General features: G+C 52.6%; 18 protein-coding genes. 5 read left to right on the forward strand and 13 right to left on the reverse strand.

From position 1 onward, the window contains the following. Positions 1-358: 358 nt before the first annotated feature. The 3 genes from KP814_RS30860 to KP814_RS30870 form a co-directional block, all read right to left on the reverse strand. Entirely contained in the window at positions 359-772 is a 414-nt protein-coding gene (locus KP814_RS30860) for a hypothetical protein (protein WP_216740391.1), read from the reverse strand. Between the two features lie 139 nt (positions 773-911). Beyond that, on the reverse strand, positions 912-1268 hold the full coding sequence (locus KP814_RS30865; RefSeq protein WP_216740392.1) for a hypothetical protein: 357 nt from the start codon (positions 1266-1268) through the stop codon (positions 912-914). Positions 1269-1563: 295 nt separating this feature from the next. Then, positions 1564-2238, reverse strand: a complete 675-nt coding sequence (locus KP814_RS30870) for a MipA/OmpV family protein (RefSeq protein WP_216740393.1) — start codon at positions 2236-2238, stop codon at positions 1564-1566. Positions 2239-2541: 303 nt separating this feature from the next. Between KP814_RS30870 and moeB the strand changes: the two genes are divergently transcribed. Next, positions 2542-3669 carry a molybdopterin-synthase adenylyltransferase MoeB gene (gene moeB / locus KP814_RS33550; protein WP_216740394.1) on the forward strand — a complete coding sequence of 376 codons (1128 nt, stop codon included), beginning with the start codon at positions 2542-2544 and terminating at the stop codon, positions 3667-3669. A 49-nt stretch (positions 3670-3718) separates the two neighbouring features. On the opposite strand, the gene KP814_RS30880 is transcribed toward moeB, so the two are convergent. From KP814_RS30880 to KP814_RS30900, 5 genes are all read right to left on the reverse strand, one after another. Then, complete coding sequence (locus KP814_RS30880; RefSeq protein WP_216740395.1) at positions 3719-4807, reverse strand: exo-alpha-sialidase; 1089 nt, start codon at positions 4805-4807, stop codon at positions 3719-3721. Between the two features lie 39 nt (positions 4808-4846). Beyond that, positions 4847-5116, reverse strand: coding sequence for a MoaD/ThiS family protein (locus tag KP814_RS30885; protein WP_216740396.1), 270 nt, complete (start codon positions 5114-5116; stop codon positions 4847-4849). Positions 5117-5194: 78 nt separating this feature from the next. Continuing rightward, positions 5195-5941: a TIGR01458 family HAD-type hydrolase gene (locus KP814_RS30890; RefSeq protein ID WP_216740397.1), complete on the reverse strand. Its 747-nt coding sequence runs from the start codon at positions 5939-5941 to the stop codon at positions 5195-5197. Between the two features lie 183 nt (positions 5942-6124). Further along, on the reverse strand, positions 6125-6745 hold the full coding sequence (locus KP814_RS30895; RefSeq protein ID WP_216740398.1) for an N-acetylmuramoyl-L-alanine amidase: 621 nt from the start codon (positions 6743-6745) through the stop codon (positions 6125-6127). 174 nt (positions 6746-6919) lie between these two features. Then, the gene (locus tag KP814_RS30900) at positions 6920-8083 is read right to left on the reverse strand and encodes an AAA family ATPase (protein ID WP_216740399.1); all 1164 of its coding nucleotides are present in this window, start codon (positions 8081-8083) and stop codon (positions 6920-6922) included. Between the two features lie 94 nt (positions 8084-8177). Here KP814_RS30900 and KP814_RS30905 point away from each other — a divergent pair, with 94 nt between their 5' ends. Beyond that, positions 8178-8588 carry a VOC family protein gene (locus tag KP814_RS30905; protein ID WP_216740400.1) on the forward strand — a complete coding sequence of 137 codons (411 nt, stop codon included), beginning with the start codon at positions 8178-8180 and terminating at the stop codon, positions 8586-8588. 5 nt (positions 8589-8593) lie between these two features. On the opposite strand, the gene KP814_RS30910 is transcribed toward KP814_RS30905, so the two are convergent. The 4 genes from KP814_RS30910 to KP814_RS30925 all read right to left on the reverse strand — a co-directional run bounded on the left by KP814_RS30910 (position 8594) and on the right by KP814_RS30925 (position 12479). Beyond that, complete coding sequence (locus KP814_RS30910) at positions 8594-9517, reverse strand: DMT family transporter (RefSeq protein ID WP_216740401.1); 924 nt, start codon at positions 9515-9517, stop codon at positions 8594-8596. Between the two features lie 99 nt (positions 9518-9616). Next, positions 9617-10057, reverse strand: a complete 441-nt coding sequence (locus KP814_RS30915) for an NADAR family protein (RefSeq protein ID WP_216740402.1) — start codon at positions 10055-10057, stop codon at positions 9617-9619. 217 nt (positions 10058-10274) lie between these two features. Next, positions 10275-11765, reverse strand: coding sequence for a hypothetical protein (locus KP814_RS30920; protein WP_216740403.1), 1491 nt, complete (start codon positions 11763-11765; stop codon positions 10275-10277). A gap of 267 nt (positions 11766-12032) precedes the next feature. Further along, positions 12033-12479, reverse strand: a complete 447-nt coding sequence (locus KP814_RS30925; protein WP_216740404.1) for a hypothetical protein — start codon at positions 12477-12479, stop codon at positions 12033-12035. Positions 12480-12951: 472 nt separating this feature from the next. Here KP814_RS30925 and KP814_RS30930 point away from each other — a divergent pair, with 472 nt between their 5' ends. Further along, positions 12952-13332, forward strand: a complete 381-nt coding sequence (locus KP814_RS30930) for a hypothetical protein (RefSeq protein ID WP_216740405.1) — start codon at positions 12952-12954, stop codon at positions 13330-13332. Between the two features lie 262 nt (positions 13333-13594). After that, positions 13595-14392 (forward strand): hypothetical protein, encoded by a 798-nt coding sequence (locus KP814_RS30935; RefSeq protein WP_216740406.1) that lies wholly within the window; start codon positions 13595-13597, stop codon positions 14390-14392. An 85-nt stretch (positions 14393-14477) separates the two neighbouring features. On the opposite strand, the gene KP814_RS30940 is transcribed toward KP814_RS30935, so the two are convergent. Beyond that, entirely contained in the window at positions 14478-15137 is a 660-nt protein-coding gene (locus KP814_RS30940) for a carbonic anhydrase (protein ID WP_127971732.1), read from the reverse strand. A gap of 1173 nt (positions 15138-16310) precedes the next feature. Between KP814_RS30940 and KP814_RS30945 the strand changes: the two genes are divergently transcribed. Then, positions 16311-16682 (forward strand): hypothetical protein, encoded by a 372-nt coding sequence (locus KP814_RS30945; RefSeq protein WP_216740407.1) that lies wholly within the window; start codon positions 16311-16313, stop codon positions 16680-16682. The last annotated feature ends 122 nt before the right edge of the window (positions 16683-16804 follow it).

Raw genomic sequence — 16804 nt, forward strand, 5'->3', positions numbered from 1 at the left:
TCCATCCGCTCCAGAAAGATTTCCCGGCGGGTCTTACGCTTTTTATTCTGGTATTCGGCTTCGGAGAAAGTCATCTGATCCATGAAAAGTGTTCCTGCTGAGTTGGACTGCCGTATTATGACTGATTCTGGGAGTTATTCAGAGGTTCCCTAGCAATGAAGTACACAACGCAGCACAAAAAAGTTATCGATACAAAAGTTTTAAACAAATTCCTTCTGAGCCTGCCACTCACACTTAAACTGATCTTTATTTTTGTCAAAAACCATTGCCATAATTGGGAACGGCAACCTAGCCTATGAGTCAACTTGCCACCGCATGGCGCGGTTTCCCTATATCCTTTCCCAAAACAAAATAGTTACTAACCCTCTATAAAACTCATCGTTCTACCCAGCCCGTCAAGAGCGTTTATTACCACCGCCTCCACCCGCTCTCTTTGCTCAGGATCTTCTATATAGGTTAAAGACTCCAAAGTTGAAGCATTTCGATAAAGACTGTTCACCTCATATAAAATACCGCCAAGAAACAGTACAAAAATGGTTATTTCCGGCATCCCAGAATCCAATTGGACAAGCCAGGAATCACTTTCTCTATCTATAACCCAATAGTCGCCTTCGTTTATCTCACCAAGTGGAGTGGGATATATATAAGGGAGTCTTGGCAAAGAGCCTCGTGTCATCGCTTTCCCGACTTTGGAACTACCCCGATGTGTTAAAATAGTATCTTGCACCTTCAGGCAATTTTGTGCTGTAAGATCTTCTATTACATAGTTCATTGCCAACACGTCACTTTCAAATATTCAGTTAATACAATTGCATTTTAGGCAGATGCATCACACTTAGGCCTCAAGCCATTCTAAGATACCAATACAATCATCACACCGCGTGAAAACCAGCTAGGGCTTATAACCTGCATTACCTACGCGCCAAATTCCTAGCCGTCCCAGACTTCTCCCTCCCTGGCCTGACCCAGGCGATGTCGCAGGTAGAGTGTGCGGTCATCTGTTTATCTCGTTGGTTATCGGAGGTGAAGCCGCTTTGGGAGGGAAATCCAGGGTTGTCTCTGGGGGTGTCGAACATGTGATAGACAGTGACCGCGTTGGACTTTCCGAAAAGGTAGTCTTGCGCCAGTTTGTCTGCGCCGCGGGCGTCTCCGACAACAAAACCGGCTTGGCTTTCCAATGCCTGGTCAATGGCGGGAGCGTAGCGTTGCTCGAATTCCTGTGGGGTAAGATCAAGATGACCGCTTATAAAACAAACAGTCTTCTCCATGAATAACGTCTCCTTGTGAGCAATAGTTTCGAAAGGCTTCCGAGCTTTCTCAACAGGGCGACGAATTAGCGTGCTCCATGCCAGCGGGAAGGTTCCTTGTTACGAGTGATTCTGCCAATTTCATCAAAATTTGAAAAGCGATTACCTGTTATTTTTCTTCAAAATCAGGAAGGTAGTTCACTTTTTCAAATAACCGCAGAATTAATAGGCAAGATTGACCGACGGATGAGGCGAAGAGGCCAAGCCCTAAGGCGTATCTGGCCCCTGCCTGATGGGTGACCTGAGCATGGTTTGCTCAGAACAAGTACAGGAAGTTTAACGCGGCGCTCCATACCGTGCTTCGATCCACCAACGGCGAATCCGTGATTTCGTCTCCCAGCCAGCGCACTTCCGCTGAGTGAGAGATACGCCAGTGTTCCGACAATGCAGTGAATAGCTCATAGCCGACAAAAGGCGTCAGCGTGTCATCGCCTTCATAGGCGCTGCGGTCGGAAGTGGCTTCGCTATCAAGAACGCCATAGTAGTAGTCTACGTAATCACTGCTGCGATAGTAAAAGCCTGCTGAAGGCGTCAGATAGAGCGTCTCGCTTAACTTTTGCGGCGCGGAGAAACTGGCGCTGGCGACCAGTCCTTTATAAGCGCCGGATACATCGTGGGCGATGGCGGCGTTCAACGAGCCCTGATCGAATGCGTACTCCACTCCCACGCCCAAGTCGATACTGGCGTCTCTATCGTCCATTCCGGCAAAGACGACGGAGTCTGACGCATCATATCCGCCGTCTCCCATTCCCAGGCTGATGTAAGCGCTCAAACCACTGTCGCCATCGCCCAATACGCGATAATCAGCCTCAGTTCCGCTGATGCTGAAACGATCTCCTTCGTATGAAATCGCCGGATAGACCGCCAGCTCATCTGAGCCGCTGACGCCTTCGTACTCCGATTTCCAGGCTGCTGCGCCAACGCCGAGCATGAAATCCCCCGCGCACGCCGAACCGGCGCTTAAACATAATGACAGCGCAACAAACTTCCTTTTACTTACCACAAGATACCTCACTTTCTCTTTGTTATTGAAAGACATAAGCCTAACCACGAAATGGCTCGCGCAACAAGCTGATTATTTTGTATCAGAAATATGACACCTGAGCATTGCTCACTTATTGCCTTCCTGAAAAAAACAAATCCTCTTCGCTTCATTGGTTTAGTTCCCACCCCGCGCCTAGAATAAACGGAGCACATCTAACGTCACTGCCTTAAACACTATGGAGGACATACCGTGCTTACTTCAGCTGAACTCAGCCGCTATAGCCGTCACCTGAGCCTGCCGGAGTTTGGACGCTCAGGTCAGGAGAGACTGCGGGCTTCGCGTGTGTTGATCGTGGGCGCAGGCGGATTGGGGTCTCCCCTTGGATTGTATTTAGCGGCGGCGGGTGTGGGTGTTTTGGGGATTGTGGATGGCGATGTGGTGGAGGAAAGCAATCTGCAGCGGCAGGTTCTGTATACCGTGAATGATATTGGTCACTCCAAAGCCGAGCGCGCCGCCGCTCGTTTAAGCGCGCTGAACCCTCACGTAGACGCACGCCCCTACGCGATGACGCTGTCCTCAGAAAACGCCCTCGCGCTGATCAATGACTATGACTTGGTGATCGACGGCACAGACAACTTCCCCACTCGTTACCTGACCAACGATGCCTGCGTGCTCACCGGAAAACCCAATGTGTATGGCAGCATCTTTCAGTTCGAAGGACAGGCCAGCGTGTTTCATCATGATGGCGGCCCTTGCTATCGCTGCCTGTTTCCAGAACCGCCTCCGCCGGGCATGGTTCCCTCCTGCGCGGAGGGCGGCGTACTGGGTGTATTGCCCGCCATGATCGCGAGCATACAGGCGACGGAGGCAATCAAGATCCTCACCGGCATAGGCGACACCTTGAGCGGCCGCCTGTTGCAATACAACGCACTAAGTATGAGCTTTGAAGAATTGCGGCTGCGAAGAGATCCTCAGTGTCCCGTCTGCGGAGACCGTCCCAGCATCAAAGCGCTGATCGATTACGACGCCTTTTGCGGCGCCCCCAAAAACCTGACGCAGGAAAGCGATATCAGTCCAGAAGCGCTGCATGCGCGACTGCAACAGGGGGAGAATTTGACGCTGATTGACGTGCGGGAGCCTTACGAGCGGGAGATTTGCGCCATCGCCGGCAGCCTGCATATTCCACTGCAAACCCTGCCGGCGCGAATAAACGAGTTCAACAAAGAGCAAACACTGGTGTTCTACTGCAAGTCTGGCGGACGCTCCGCCAGCGCCCGCGCGCTATTCAGCGATGCTGATTTCAAACGGGTCTATAACTTAAGCGGAGGCATTCTCGCCTGGGCGGCCAAAGTCGACCCAGACATGCCCCGCTATTGATCCGCTCCCATCTCCACCTGCGCTTTAATTAGGGGTCGCTGCGACTGGACTAAAAATGCTTGTCGAAGCGTACGACATAAATCGGCGGCAGATGTTCGCTCAGGCACTGCCAATGGTCCCCCTGATCTTCACTCACCCACAGTCCGCCCGTGGTGGAGCCAAACGCCAGTATGTCGCCGCTATCGTCTACATCTAATGAATGACGATAGGTCAGATCATAAGCCGGACCTTGCGGCAGCCCATTGCTGAGCGCCGTGAAACTTTTGCCGCCGTCCCGCGTGCGGTTGATGATTAATTTGCCATCTACAGGGACGCGGCGTTCATCTTTAATCGCCGGAGCAAACCAGGCCGTGTTTGGGTCCTGGGGATGCACGGCTACTGCGAAACCGAACACAGAGGGAGGAACATCCGTGATCTCCGTCCAGCGATGCCCGCCGTCATCGGAACGAAAGATGCCGTTGTGGTGCTGAATCCACATATGATCCGGCGATGCGGGACAACTAACCATGCGATGAGGGTCCTGAGACACCGGATTGTAGGCTTGATCCGGCGGCAGAAAGGCGGCGCGCAGCCCCTGCCCGGTCTGGGTCCAAGTGTCGCCAGCGTCCTGACTTTCCCATACGCCGCCGCAGGAGATCGCCAGCCGGACGCAACGGGTGTTATTGGGATGCACACAGATAGAGTGAATGCCAGGCTTGTCATAACCGCCGCCGAACCAGTTCGCGCGTTCCGGCCGATTCCAGAGCGGCTCAATCAGCGTCCAGCTTTCGCCCCGGTCCGTGGATTTGAACAAACCACCGGGAATGGTCCCCGCCCATAATGTATCCGGTTGATCCGCGCCGCCGGGAACCAGCTCCCAGATCAGGTCCACCGCCGGACCGTCTTCATCGCCACTTTTGGGAAATTTAGGGGCGTCAATTTCCGTCCACTCACGCGAGCCGGACTCCGCTCTGTGCAACTTCACGCCAAAGTGACCCAGATTAAGCGCCGTGTACTTATTGCCGTTACGCGGGTCCCGCAAAACCATGGACACCGGGTCGCCCAGAAAATCCGGCACCCCGCAGCGCCATTGCCCCTTTCCCGTACGCTCGTAGACAAACAAGCCTTTACGCGTTCCTATACGTAGTTTTTGATTCATCGCCGCCGCTCCCATCAGATTGAAGGATTGGGGCCGCCGTCATCCGCCGGAGAGCGCCTGCAGCACGTGTACTTCGGAATCTGGCTGTAACGCGTCGGTCAGATGAAGTCGGTCCTGGACCATCTGTCCATCCACAAAAATCGCTATGTTTTTACGCAATCGGTCCTGATCATCGAGAATATACCCCGCCAGACGCGCGTTATCCGCAAAGACCCGCTGCAGCGCTTCCGCCACCGTCCCCGCCGGAACAGCCTGCGGCGGACAAGACAGGTAACGTTTGAGGTTATTAGTGAAAGTGACCGTCGCCATAATTATTCGTCTTATTCGGCGTGATTGCCGTTATTGGTAGGGACAATATCCGTGTTTTGATATTAGCACAGCCTCGCGCTAAAACAGTTTCGCCAGGCTGTCCGCCACCTGAGCGCCGGCAGGCAAGCGCCGCTCATCTTCAGGGAGGTATTTGCCGGTGCGCACCAGACAGGCTTGCAGGCCAGCGTTCATTGCCCCCTCTACATCGCCGCCAACATCGTCCCCCACCATCAGGCACTGCTCTGGAGAGAAACCGGTTGTGGCGCGCACCTGATCAAAAAATTCCCGGCTGGGTTTGCCCATGATTACTGCCGTGGTGTCCGCCGCCCACTCCAGTGCGCGGATAAAAGGCCCCGCATCCAGCATCAGGCCTTCATCATCTTTAAAATATTTATTCATGCCAATGCCGATCAAAGGCGCGCCCGCCCGACACAGACGAAATGCGCGATTCAGATTAGGGTAGTTCAAGCCGTCGCGAGCATCCCCCAGCAACACGCAATTGGGGTCATGGCGATCCAGATCCGCCAGATCTTCTTTCACCGCGTCGTTGATAATGCACAGTGGCCGCAGTTTGTGTTCGAGGATATACGCTTTGGCGGCCAGGGGCGCGGTGAATAACTCTGAGTCCTGCAAGCTGAGGCCCATGCTTCTCAGACGTTGCAGCAAATCGCGAGACGACTGGCTGGCGGTGTTGGTGACAAACCTCAGCGTCAGGCCTTTATCCCTTGCCCTCTCTACGGCGGAGACGGCTCCTGGTATGGCCTGACTTCCCTCATAAATCACACCGCTGAGATCAAGAAACAACGCCTTATAGGAAAGAGACATCGGCGACCTCCTCGTCCATTGGAAGAATAGAGTCGGAAATACTCTGCAAGTGGGTCGAATATTTATACTGACGGCTTATGGCGGGTTTAACAACCGCCAAGGCGCCCGACGTCGGCCTATAAACGTAAAGGCGACGCCAAGCGCTTTGGGGAAAGGCTTGCAATGAAGTGAATATCTGAGCGTTTAGCGCGCCAAAGCACCAATCATTTCGTCGAAGGTTTCTACACGAATACTGCGCACCAGATCGATATACAAATCCCAATTCCAAGCAGGATTAGGACAGGTACGATGACCGGAATGGGGCGCTTCCTCGATATGACCTCGAATACCAGCGGTGTGCGGCGCGGTTTCATGACGCACGGGAATGCCATAGCGATGACATAACCAAGCCACCAGTCGCGCGGACGCCATGTATTGCGCATCCGTGGGATAAGTCCTTGGATTCGGGTCCCAGGGATTCACATGCTCAATGCCAATACTCTCGCGATTGGTTTGGGAATGGATATTATCGACATGGTTGGCGATGTGCGCCTCTCTCACGGTCTGCACCACACGCCCTTCCCGATTGACAACATAGTGGGCGCTGGCGGGGCCCGCCCGAAAGGTGTTCAAGGCGTTGCGCTCCGTCAAAGCAGGCCCGCCAGTGATATGAATAATGACGTAGCGAATATTGCGCCGCCCCGGCGGTATTCTGAAATTCGCCGCCGGCGACCACAGTGCGCTGGGATAATCCACACGCCGCATATCCACCTGTAATAATCGATCTTCCCAGGGTTGTCCCATGATGACTCTCCACCGTTTCATTGTGAGCGCTTGTTATTGGTGCGACAGGAAACTCCGTCGTTATTTCCAAATTAACGCCGCCGAAGAAAAAGCACAGTGGAAAAAGTCACATTTCAAATGTGAGGAAATAAGCCTGAGCCGCTTCACAGCGGCTTTTATGCTATCGACACGCCCCCCCTCCTGACAAGACCGTCTCTACTTATCCGCCCAATGCCAGGCCGGGGTGTCCAGAATACCTTGTCCGATGATTTCTGTCTGGCCCAGGGGCTTTTCCAGTTGTACTGCATTGCATTCCGGGTGTTCATTAAGAGCGGCGACGAGACGGGAGGCGTGAGACACCACCCAGACCTGGGAATGCTCAGAGGCGCGTAAAATCAAACGCGCCAATGCTGGCAATAAGTCAGGATGCAGGCTGGTTTCCGGTTCGTTCAGCACCATCAGTGATGGTGGACGCGGGGTCAATAGCGCAGCCACCCATAGGATATAGCGTAAGGTTCCGTCGGATAGCTCGGCGCCGGTCAGAGGCCTGAGTAGTCCTTCCTGATAAAACATCAACGAGAAGCGGCCGTCTTCGTGTAGTCTTACATCCAGTCTGGCGCCGGGAAAGGCGTCGCTGATGGCCTCATCAAGCGCTTCGCTGTCGCCGATTTCACGAATGGTCTGCACCGCCGCCGCCAGATCGCGCCCATCATGATGCAACACCGGCGTGCGTGTGCCCAACTGAGGTTTACGAGCAGGCGCATCGCGGTCAGTACGGAAGTGATCATAGAAGCGCCAGTTGCGAATTGTCTCACGCACCCGGAAAACCTCCGGCGCAGCGCCAGGGTCGGCCAGCTGATCGAACATACTGGTGAAAAGGCTGAGATTCTGCGCCGCCACGTTCCAACTGCGCCCGTCGCGGACTCTCACCATCGGCCCGTCCCGGTCCACCAGCAGCCCGGCGGGACGATAAAACGGCCCTGCCCAAATGCACTCTCGTTTGATCTCCGGGTCCAAGGCGAATGCTGACGGAGAGGGTTTGGGCAACCCGAGCGATATAGCGTAGCCGAAATCCTCACTGGAAAAGCCGAGCCGCAAGCGCACCGCATCGCGACGTGGGCCGCCCTGCACCGGTATCTCGCCAGTCCGCATACGACGAGTGATTTTCTCCGGCCCAGCCCAGAACGTGGAGCCCAGTCCGCCCTCTCCGGCCAAAGAATTAACCACCCCGCCTTGCGCCGTCTCCGCCAGCAATCGCAACGCCCGATACAAGTTAGACTTGCCGCTGCCGTTAGGCCCGGTAATCACATTCAGCGACCCCAATGGCATCGTCAGCTGCAGTATGGAACGGTAGTTATTGATGGAGAGCGTAGTGAGCATGTTAATGTTCCTGGTCGAGCCGTCTTGTAGAATCGGCAACCTAGCATTTAAAACGACACATGTTTTACCAAACTGCTATTGGAGCCCAATCATTATGGATATAGCCAGAACAGGAATCATTTTGAACACGGAAAACTACGACGCCTGCGTGGTTTTCTATCGGGATCTGTTTAACCTCGAAATCCAATTTCAAGAACAACGCGGCGACTTCCAAATGACCTGTTTTCGCTACGGCGGCGCTTACTTATTAGTGGAGACCGGGGGCAGCGCTTACGCCGGAACCCCGGAAAACCTGATACACCAGCGCTCCACTAAACTAAGGTTCAATGTGAGCAATCTGGAACAAGCGTTGGAAGAAGTACGCGCCTTTGGCATAACGGCGGAGATTGAGCGATACGCCTGGGGGTCAGTCATCAATATCCAGGACCCGGACGGTAACCGGGTCGGCATTAGAGATGAAACAACGTTTTTAGATCAATTAACGGAATACGCTAAAAACCGTTAGTCCCATCAGTTCTGAGCGACGGAACAGGCTTGCCCCGATGTAGCCGCGCTCCGTCGTTGCGTCAGAACCGCCTGCGCGACGCCGGAGCACATGATCAGACCACAGCCGGCCATCTGCAAAGGGCTCAACGCCTGATCAAACAATGCCCAGCCGAATGTCACTACAGCGATGGGCTCTAAATAGGCCAGCGTGCCGAAGGTGGCGGAAGGCAGCTCACGCAGTGCGATCACTGCAAACAGGATAGCGAGAAAGCCAGGCACAAGGCCCGCCGCCAGCAACCAGCCCCACTGCGCTGGCGCAATCACTTCCTGTTGCTGCAGCATCAATGGAGCCATACACAGCGCGCCGATCAGCATTTGATACCAGCTTCTTGCGTAAACATGCACATGCGCAGGCGTGGCGCGGTTGATAATAATAAAGCCCGCATAGCACAGCATGGCCAGCCCGGCGTAGGACATGCCCAAAGCGTCCTGGGAACCGCCGAACTCAAGACGAAACTCCATCATCATCGCAAAGCCGAAAAGCGCGGTAAGGATCAGACCTATCGCGCTGGCGCTGAGTTTCTCCGACAAGAACAGATGCGCGAAAACAGAAGCGACCACTGGCGCCAGATAGATGGTCATAATCGCATTGGCCATGCTGGTGTGCTCCATGGCCTGGATATAAAACACTATAAATCCCGCCAGAAAACCGCCGTTGATCAGCACCCGCCAGGAAGGCCAGCACCACAGCAGATTCGCCTTACGGATAACCAGCAGATACCCCAGCATCATCGCCGCGCCAAAAAACAAACGATAAAAAGTCACGGTTTCCGCGCCCAATTGCGCGTATTTGGCGATAACGCCAATCGTCCCCATAAACACCGCCGACAACGCCGCCATCACCAAAAAAGGCGTCGCACTATCTGGAGACTGCTGTGTCTGCTTCATCTCATTTCCTTGACTGCAAAGGTGAAAACGTAAGAGCGAGAGTCCATTAATTCATGACGATCAGAGTAAGCCGTCATTAAGACTTACGAAAAGAGCAACTCAATCTTCGCTGAGCTGCGCTCTCACCTCTTCCAGGATGCGGCCCAGCATGTTCTGGCCGCTGCCGTCGCCGCCGTCGCCCCAGTAGTCGTCGTTGTCCGTGTGTTCGACGATTTTGGCGGAACCGGTGCTGAGCAGGCGTTCGCGCAGGGCTTCGTGTTGGGTGAATTTGGCGAGAATGGCCTCACGCATGATATTGAGTTTGACGGTTTCCCAATCGTTGCGCAGCTTTCTTTTGCGATCACGACCTTTACGCGCGGCTTCCAGCGGAGACTTGGCTTTGCGAATATCGCTGCGGTCCTTTTCTTCCTCGAATTTCATGGCCTGAAAATAATGCTCGCTGCTGGGCCACACTTTTCCTTTGAGCTTGATCGGATATTGGGCGAAATTGGAAAACTCTCCAAATTCATCGTTTACGCTATAAAACTTAATCACTTCCACGTTTGTACAGGCCCGTCGTCAATTATTTTGCGGCGCTCACAATCATCTCCATAAACGCAGTCTGACGGATGACCGCGACAGCGGACAACTCATTTTCCGTTACAGATTTTTGGCGAAGATGGCTCGCGAGACGAAGCAAATTAACGCAAGCGACGCTTCCGCGCAATGAGGGGCCAAGTAAAAACGCCGTCCACCGAAGCGAACGGCGTTGTATAAATTAATCAGTAGAGGTCAGTTTCCAGCGCGCGCTGAACCAGCCAGGTTGAACCGGCCCCGCCTCGGGCGTTCCGTTTTCAATATGCAGATACTGGTCCGGTTTCCAGCGGTTGCGGATGCGCACCAGGTCAGGCTGCCCTTCCACCGGCTCCAGCTTCCATTGCGCGCTATGCCAGCCGCTCTCAATGGCGCCCGCCTGCAAGCCGCCATCTTCAACATTCATGCAGGCCTGCGCGCGCCAGCGGTTACAGATTCGCACATAATCGTCCTGGCCAACCGCTTTGATATCCCATTGGGCGCTCCACCAGCCTTGTTCAATAGCGCCACTTTCCAGTCCGCCGTTTTCCATATGCAAAAACTGATCGGCGCGCCAATAGTTCTGCATTCGATAGCGGCCACCGGTCTCGCCCGGGAACGGTACTTTATGGATTCGATTGGCGGACATCGCTGCGGAACGTTCGCGCCACAAGCGCGCCATATCCTGTGAGTGCGTCGTCCCAAGCACGTTGCCTTCGTCATCCATAATCAACGGAGATGAGTAATAGCTCAGGTCATTGCCGCATTGCGCCGTCCCTCTTCCCTGTCTGACGCTAAAACCGTAGTTATAACCCGTGTCACCCTCGGATTTGCAGTGCATCCCACCGACATTGTGGCCCACTTCATGACGGTAGGCGCCAGGCCAGGGTGCGCCAATCACCACAATGTCTCCCGGCACATTACCCCAACCTCCTGCGCTTCCAGGCGCATCCGTCGGCCGTTGCACCAAACCAATAAGATCCGGCGCGTAACGCTCAATATCGTCCTTGAACCACTCTTTGCCGTCCCGTAGCACGGAAGTCACCACACCGGGGTTTTGCGGCGACACGCCGACTCCCACCAGGCGCAGGTATACCCCTTCTATCTGGCTGTTATTGAGCGCTTCATTCACCGACTCCACGTATATTTGCGCTTCGGTGTTGATATTGCCGACGTCCTGCGCCGCCTGCTCGGAGAATCCGATGAATACGTCAATGACATAACGTCCCGAGGCGTCTTTCTCTCCTGCCGCCTCTTGATTGAATCGCCCCATAAAGCTCGTATCTGGATTCTTCAGAATACGATCGTCCATTTTCGGCGGCTTAATTTTTCGCCAGAAAACGTTTTCATTTCCGTCTGAAGACGACTGCAGACGAAATTGACCAGAACCCGTTTCCAAATAGCCCGACATTTCCTGCTTGTCGTGATCCAACGTGACGATAAAACTGCTGTAGTCCATGAATTCCGCCAGAGCAGGATCATCCACCTGTGCGCGAATGACCTCGACTCCATTGACCTTAGAGCGCGACTTGACGGTGTAAAACAAGGTGCGCCCGTCATCGAGATGGATTTCTCCATTCTCGTTTTGGGCGAATTGCAGATACTCCTCATGGGCTGACAGGGGTTGCCCTTGTACAGCCGCGCTGAGCAGACACAAGGCGGCGAATGACGACGTGAAAAACCTCTTTTTACGCATAGCGATATCCTTATTGTCATAATTGAGTTACAAGGCCTTGCGCCAGTGCGCCCTTCACTCCCTCAGGTTCGCCCGACGCAATAGGTACAATGGCCTCAGCGTCGTTTTATGCGGAACGCAGCAACTAGGCTGCGACAGCTTCACACAGTGAAAACGTTTTCAATATTACTCCAAAAATAAGCGCGACTGTATAACAATCGCGCCGTATTTTGTGAGTGGCTGCAAAATTCGTTAAGTTGCGCGTAGGCTCGACCTAGCGTACGCAGGTCAGTCTTTGCCGAACCACGCCACTTCTTCTTCATACAGATAAGACCCGGCCTCCTCCGCAGTGAAGCCTTTGCGCTCTTTGAAAAGCTCGACCTCTTTGCGACTCTGAGGACCGCCGCCAACTCTGATCAGGCAATCGATATAATCGATAAACGCTTCGGATTCATCGCCAAAGTCCTGGCCAACCAGAATCTGCTTATCGCATGGAAATATACCGCTACGCACTTTCAACGCCCTTCTCGCGGATATCCCCACCGTTGTGAGCCCCATGCGCACCGCCAGTTCATAGGCCAGCTTGGGCACGCCGGCGTTAGTCAGTCCGCTGACAATTTCCACCTCACCCTTATCCTTTCCGTCGACCCAGGTCTTGATAGAGCGCTCCAGGATTTCGCTGGCCGCTTGCTGGTCAAACCAGCGCTTGCTGAATCCCACTACCCCGATCTTCATTTTATTGTTCTCCACACAGCTTAATTAGTTCGATGTTCGTCACTAGCCCTGACTTGTCCGCTTTGCGCAGAGCTACTGGAAAGGCCGCTCTTATAAGCTTCGAAACGGCATTTATTGTCGCGCGCCGCATTGTAGTGATCCCAAAGCCAGGATACAAAGGCAAAGTGGTATGCGGCGTCGCGCCACAAAACCCGCAACAAAAATGATGCGTAAGCGACATAGCGCGATAAGTTGTATGGAATCTGGGCGATTACCGGCGATTAAATCGCCTCTAACTCCTCCACTCCTCTTCATTAAGCCTGAAAGCCATGGAATGTTAGAAAGTTAGGCCGCAGACGCTTACAATGTGCGGCCATATCAATAGCCGAACTTTTTCACGCCTGATAGCGCGCCATTTTCATTTCGCGCCGGGCGTATTCGGCTATCTTATTTCTTACAGATAAAGCATCAGTGAAATCAGAGGCGAGCAAGCATGTTGCTATACATCTACGTCGATGGAACAGACTTGGAAGACATTGCCGGAGATGTTTCTTCAGCAATCGAAAGTTGGGTAAAAGAATCCGCTCTGGACCTCACGTTTGTCGATAACCGTCAGATCGAACCGGAAGCCGCCGAAGACGTTGACTTGGACGATCCTTCTGACTGGCGCATCGGCGTCAATCTGAGCATCCGCAATAAAAAGCAACTTAAAGAGCCCCTCGACGGTCTTTATAAAATCGCCAAGCGCCTCAAATGCGAGTTCGTCATCGGCATCATCGACGAGAAGACAGGCGAACAAGAAGACGTCTGTTATTTCGGCTTTGAAGAAGGCCAGCCGGATATGTTTGAGGTGGGGAATTACTTGGGGATTTAACTTTTTGGGTCCGCACCAAGACCAGGAAGCCGTCTCTCTATTCAGGGCGACGCCTTCCCGTCTTATTCAAGGCCCCCTACAGACCGCCTCATCAGTTCGTATAGTCGTCACACGCCAAAAGGGCTAACCACCCGCCTTCTACACAAGGATACCGCCAATCGGCCGGTATGCCGTGTCTGTATTTACTAAAGGTCTTTATAATCCCGCTTGCCGCTTTCAACGAGCGTCATAATTCTATACATACCCAATCAAAGGAGGATACATGGGCAAGCTGACGATTATTATTTCCGCCGTCATTGGCCTCGTCGCTCTGTTATTCGCAGCTATATTCTATCTCACCGGCGATATCGTCACTGTTGCTGACGAATTTTTCTTGGCCACAAAAAACAAGAACTTTGACCAAGCCTACAGCTACCTTTCCGAAGACTTTAAATCCGACACTAGCCGCGCCGATCTCGAAAACTACCTCATCCAGAACGGCTTCGATAAATACGTGGACGCCACTTGGAGTTCCCGCCGGATTAGCGGTAAACGCGGGTTTCTGGAAGGAGAGATTGAGCGAGAAGGCGGTCAGGCGCTTTCCGTCAACCTAACCCTTATCAAGACGGAAGATGAGTGGAAAATACTCTCTTTGTATATTCCCAGTGCGGGTTTTCAAAAGGGCTCCGCGCCTCATATACCGAGTGAAGAAGACCAGATCAAACTGGTAAATACCGCCATACTTACTTTCGCCCAAGGGGTGGAAGACAAATCGATGGAGAAGTTGTACAGCAGCTCGTCCAATCTATGGCAAAGCCAGTCTTCTGTTGAGGAAATGAACAACATCTTCGAAGAGTTTTTTAATCTGGATCTCAAGCTGACGGCCCTCTCCAAGTCTTCGCCCATTTTCAATGGCGAAGCTGAGATAAAAGAGAACGGGTTTATGGTCATCGAAGGTTATTATCCCACGCAACCGACGAGAGTTACCTTTGCGCTGCATTACGTGTATGAAGGACTGGGATGGAAGCTCGCCGGAATTAGTATCCAGCTTAAAAACGCCGAGGCAAGCGGAGCTTCATAAGCGGCAATCTCCACCTAAAAAATACGGCGTCTCGAAGCCCAGGATCTGAGCTACGATGACGCCGCATGAGAATTATGCGATCAAGTCAGACCGCGTGCGACAACTTCCCAGGAATCGCCCGCGCTTCAGGATGTTCCGCCAGCGGCACGAAGGCATGTCTGGAACCGTCGTATGCCTCGATGCCGCCGGATTCAATGTCGTAGAACCAGCCGTGCATGGTGAGGCGGCCTTCCTGCAGCGCCAGACGTACAGACGGATGTGTCTGCAAGTTCGCCAGCTGGGCGATGACATTCTCTCGCACCATATCTTCGATCTTCGCCCGCTCATCGGCGTGCTTACGCGCCTGATTCACCACTTTGGCGGAGTCCGCATAGCGCAACCAGTGAGCGACTGCAGGCATGTGATCGATGCATTGGCAGGTAGCGACCGCCGTCATGGCGCCGCAGTTGGAATGCCCACACACGACAATGTCCGCCACCCGCAACGCCGCCACGGCGTATTCCACCGACGCCGACACCCCGCCGGGCTCCGGCCCATAGGGAGGCACAATGTTGCCCGCATTACGGATGACGAAGAGATCCCCTGGCTCTCTCTGGGTGACCAGTTCCGGAACCAGACGGCTGTCGGAACAGGAAATAAACAGAGTACGCGGCTGCTGCTGAGTGGCGAGGTCTTTGAACAACTCCTTACGCTCAGGAAATGCTTCGCGCTGGAACTTCAGAAAGCCTTCGATGATGTCTTTCACTACGGGTCTCCTAATCAACTCTATGGCTTGTTTGATGTTGTTGCAGATTAGTAATGTAAAACAGTTTCTCACAAAACTCGCCATTGGTATTAGTCAACAGCGCGCCAGCGGCCATTCTTAGTGAACTCAAGCAAGTGGAAGACATTAAGGAGCTGTATTTTGTGAAGCGCTTCAGCGATTAGTCCCAACTATCCAACGAAGTCTACGCCTCCCCTCAAGGAGAAGTGTTCGAAAACATCGGCGTCCCTACCAAATATGAGATGCCCTACATGCAACCGGAAGATGTTTACGCCGGAAAAGACAGCGGAATAGAGAAGGCGCCGAGCTATGTAATCGGGACAGACTACATCGATGGAGAGACAAGGGGATTCACTGAGTAAAACAGATGATGGAAGCGTTAAAGTCCAGGATTATCGTGAGGCTAGAGCTGGAAAGGATGCCTCGTCAGAGGTAGGAGCTATTTTCTCCAGCTCATACTGATTTCACCATATATTTTTCATCACTACTTACGCAAAAAATAGTAAGCACGACCAGTTGTACGGATCTGAATTCCTCGTACATACTCACTGTATAATACCGTTGCTAGTCCGAGTGTTACGTAGCCCCCAGAGGCGCAGAAGATTATGAAGGCGACTTTCCATTCCTGGAACAAAAATGCAACTATCATTATCGCTACACAGGAACAATCTAATAAGTCATGAATCAAAGAGGGCCGCTGGAACTTGGCCTGCCTAACCATGAGCGCAAACCTCAACCACAGAAGAATCCCTAGTGATGAGCCAACCGAAGTTACCTCGAATAAATATACTGATATAGTAACATTCCATAGAACAAGGACTAAAAAATAGGCAAGAAACAAATACACAAAAAAACTTGCCCCAAATATCCATATAACATTAAAGCCTCTTTTCTTCGCCTCATACGTCTCTAGATCGCAATCACTCACCGGAGTCTTATATAAATCAGCATCCATTACTCACACCCTTCATCTTGAATATCAAATAACATCAACTATGTTCTTAAATCAGTAGTTTTAAATCTGATAAGCTCAACTCTTACACCGCCCTTCATTTCGCTTCCTTATATACCGTGAATTAGCTATAAACACTATCTCAAACTAGTACTCTATGTGAGCATAAAGCGAGCCTTTAAGTATGAATCAGGATTTAAAGCATGACAGCGCAAATACCAGATAAAATAGAAAACATGCACAATAGCATCGAACTGGGAGATCTGCACCTCTATAGGATTATCGCAAGATCTGAGCACACTGGCAGCCCTTTCTCTTCTTACAGCTTTCAGTCAAGTCCCTCTCGCGCCTCCCCAGGCATTAGCAGCGCATTGGCGTGCGGTTATATTTCCTGCTTTACGCTTACAGAGTCTGGCGAGCTAATTCTTGATAGATATGAATATCCATATGAGAGGCTAAAGCCTCTAGAGCAGGCAGGAGAGAAACTGACAGGAAACTTCTTATTGGATATGCGCAAAGGCTTCTTTCAAGATAGGCTGTACATCCCTTTTATTATTAACCTGGCATCGATATAGGTATGATACACTACCCATATGATTATAGAAGACGCTCGCTCATTACCTGCCGCAGCGCAGGAAGAAAAAAGAAAACAGGCCGTGCGACTGCGCAAGCAGGGGTATAGCTATCAGGAAATAGC

The sequence above is a fragment of the Hahella sp. HN01 genome, assembly GCF_018986435.1.
In the GTDB taxonomy this organism is placed as follows: domain Bacteria; phylum Pseudomonadota; class Gammaproteobacteria; order Pseudomonadales; family Oleiphilaceae; genus Hahella.

Bases quoted from the DNA above. Each gene is read 5' to 3' on its own strand.
- KP814_RS30860 (WP_216740391.1), bottom strand. From the start codon at position 772: ATGAACTATGTAATAGAAGATCTTACAGCACAAAATTGCCTGAAGGTG.
- KP814_RS30865 (WP_216740392.1), bottom strand. From the start codon at position 1,268: ATGGAGAAGACTGTTTGTTTTATAAGCGGTCATCTTGATCTTACCCCA.
- KP814_RS30870 (WP_216740393.1), bottom strand. From the start codon at position 2,238: ATGCTCGGCGTTGGCGCAGCAGCCTGGAAATCGGAGTACGAAGGCGTC.
- KP814_RS30880 (WP_216740395.1), bottom strand. From the start codon at position 4,807: ATGAATCAAAAACTACGTATAGGAACGCGTAAAGGCTTGTTTGTCTAC.
- KP814_RS30885 (WP_216740396.1), bottom strand. From the start codon at position 5,116: ATGGCGACGGTCACTTTCACTAATAACCTCAAACGTTACCTGTCTTGT.
- KP814_RS30890 (WP_216740397.1), bottom strand. From the start codon at position 5,941: ATGTCTCTTTCCTATAAGGCGTTGTTTCTTGATCTCAGCGGTGTGATT.
- KP814_RS30895 (WP_216740398.1), bottom strand. From the start codon at position 6,745: ATGAAACGGTGGAGAGTCATCATGGGACAACCCTGGGAAGATCGATTA.
- KP814_RS30900 (WP_216740399.1), bottom strand. From the start codon at position 8,083: ATGCTCACTACGCTCTCCATCAATAACTACCGTTCCATACTGCAGCTG.
- KP814_RS30905 (WP_216740400.1), top strand. From the start codon at position 8,178: ATGGATATAGCCAGAACAGGAATCATTTTGAACACGGAAAACTACGAC.
- KP814_RS30910 (WP_216740401.1), bottom strand. From the start codon at position 9,517: ATGAAGCAGACACAGCAGTCTCCAGATAGTGCGACGCCTTTTTTGGTG.
- KP814_RS30920 (WP_216740403.1), bottom strand. From the start codon at position 11,765: ATGCGTAAAAAGAGGTTTTTCACGTCGTCATTCGCCGCCTTGTGTCTG.
- KP814_RS30925 (WP_216740404.1), bottom strand. From the start codon at position 12,479: ATGAAGATCGGGGTAGTGGGATTCAGCAAGCGCTGGTTTGACCAGCAA.
- KP814_RS30930 (WP_216740405.1), top strand. From the start codon at position 12,952: ATGTTGCTATACATCTACGTCGATGGAACAGACTTGGAAGACATTGCC.
- KP814_RS30935 (WP_216740406.1), top strand. From the start codon at position 13,595: ATGGGCAAGCTGACGATTATTATTTCCGCCGTCATTGGCCTCGTCGCT.
- KP814_RS30945 (WP_216740407.1), top strand. From the start codon at position 16,311: ATGACAGCGCAAATACCAGATAAAATAGAAAACATGCACAATAGCATC.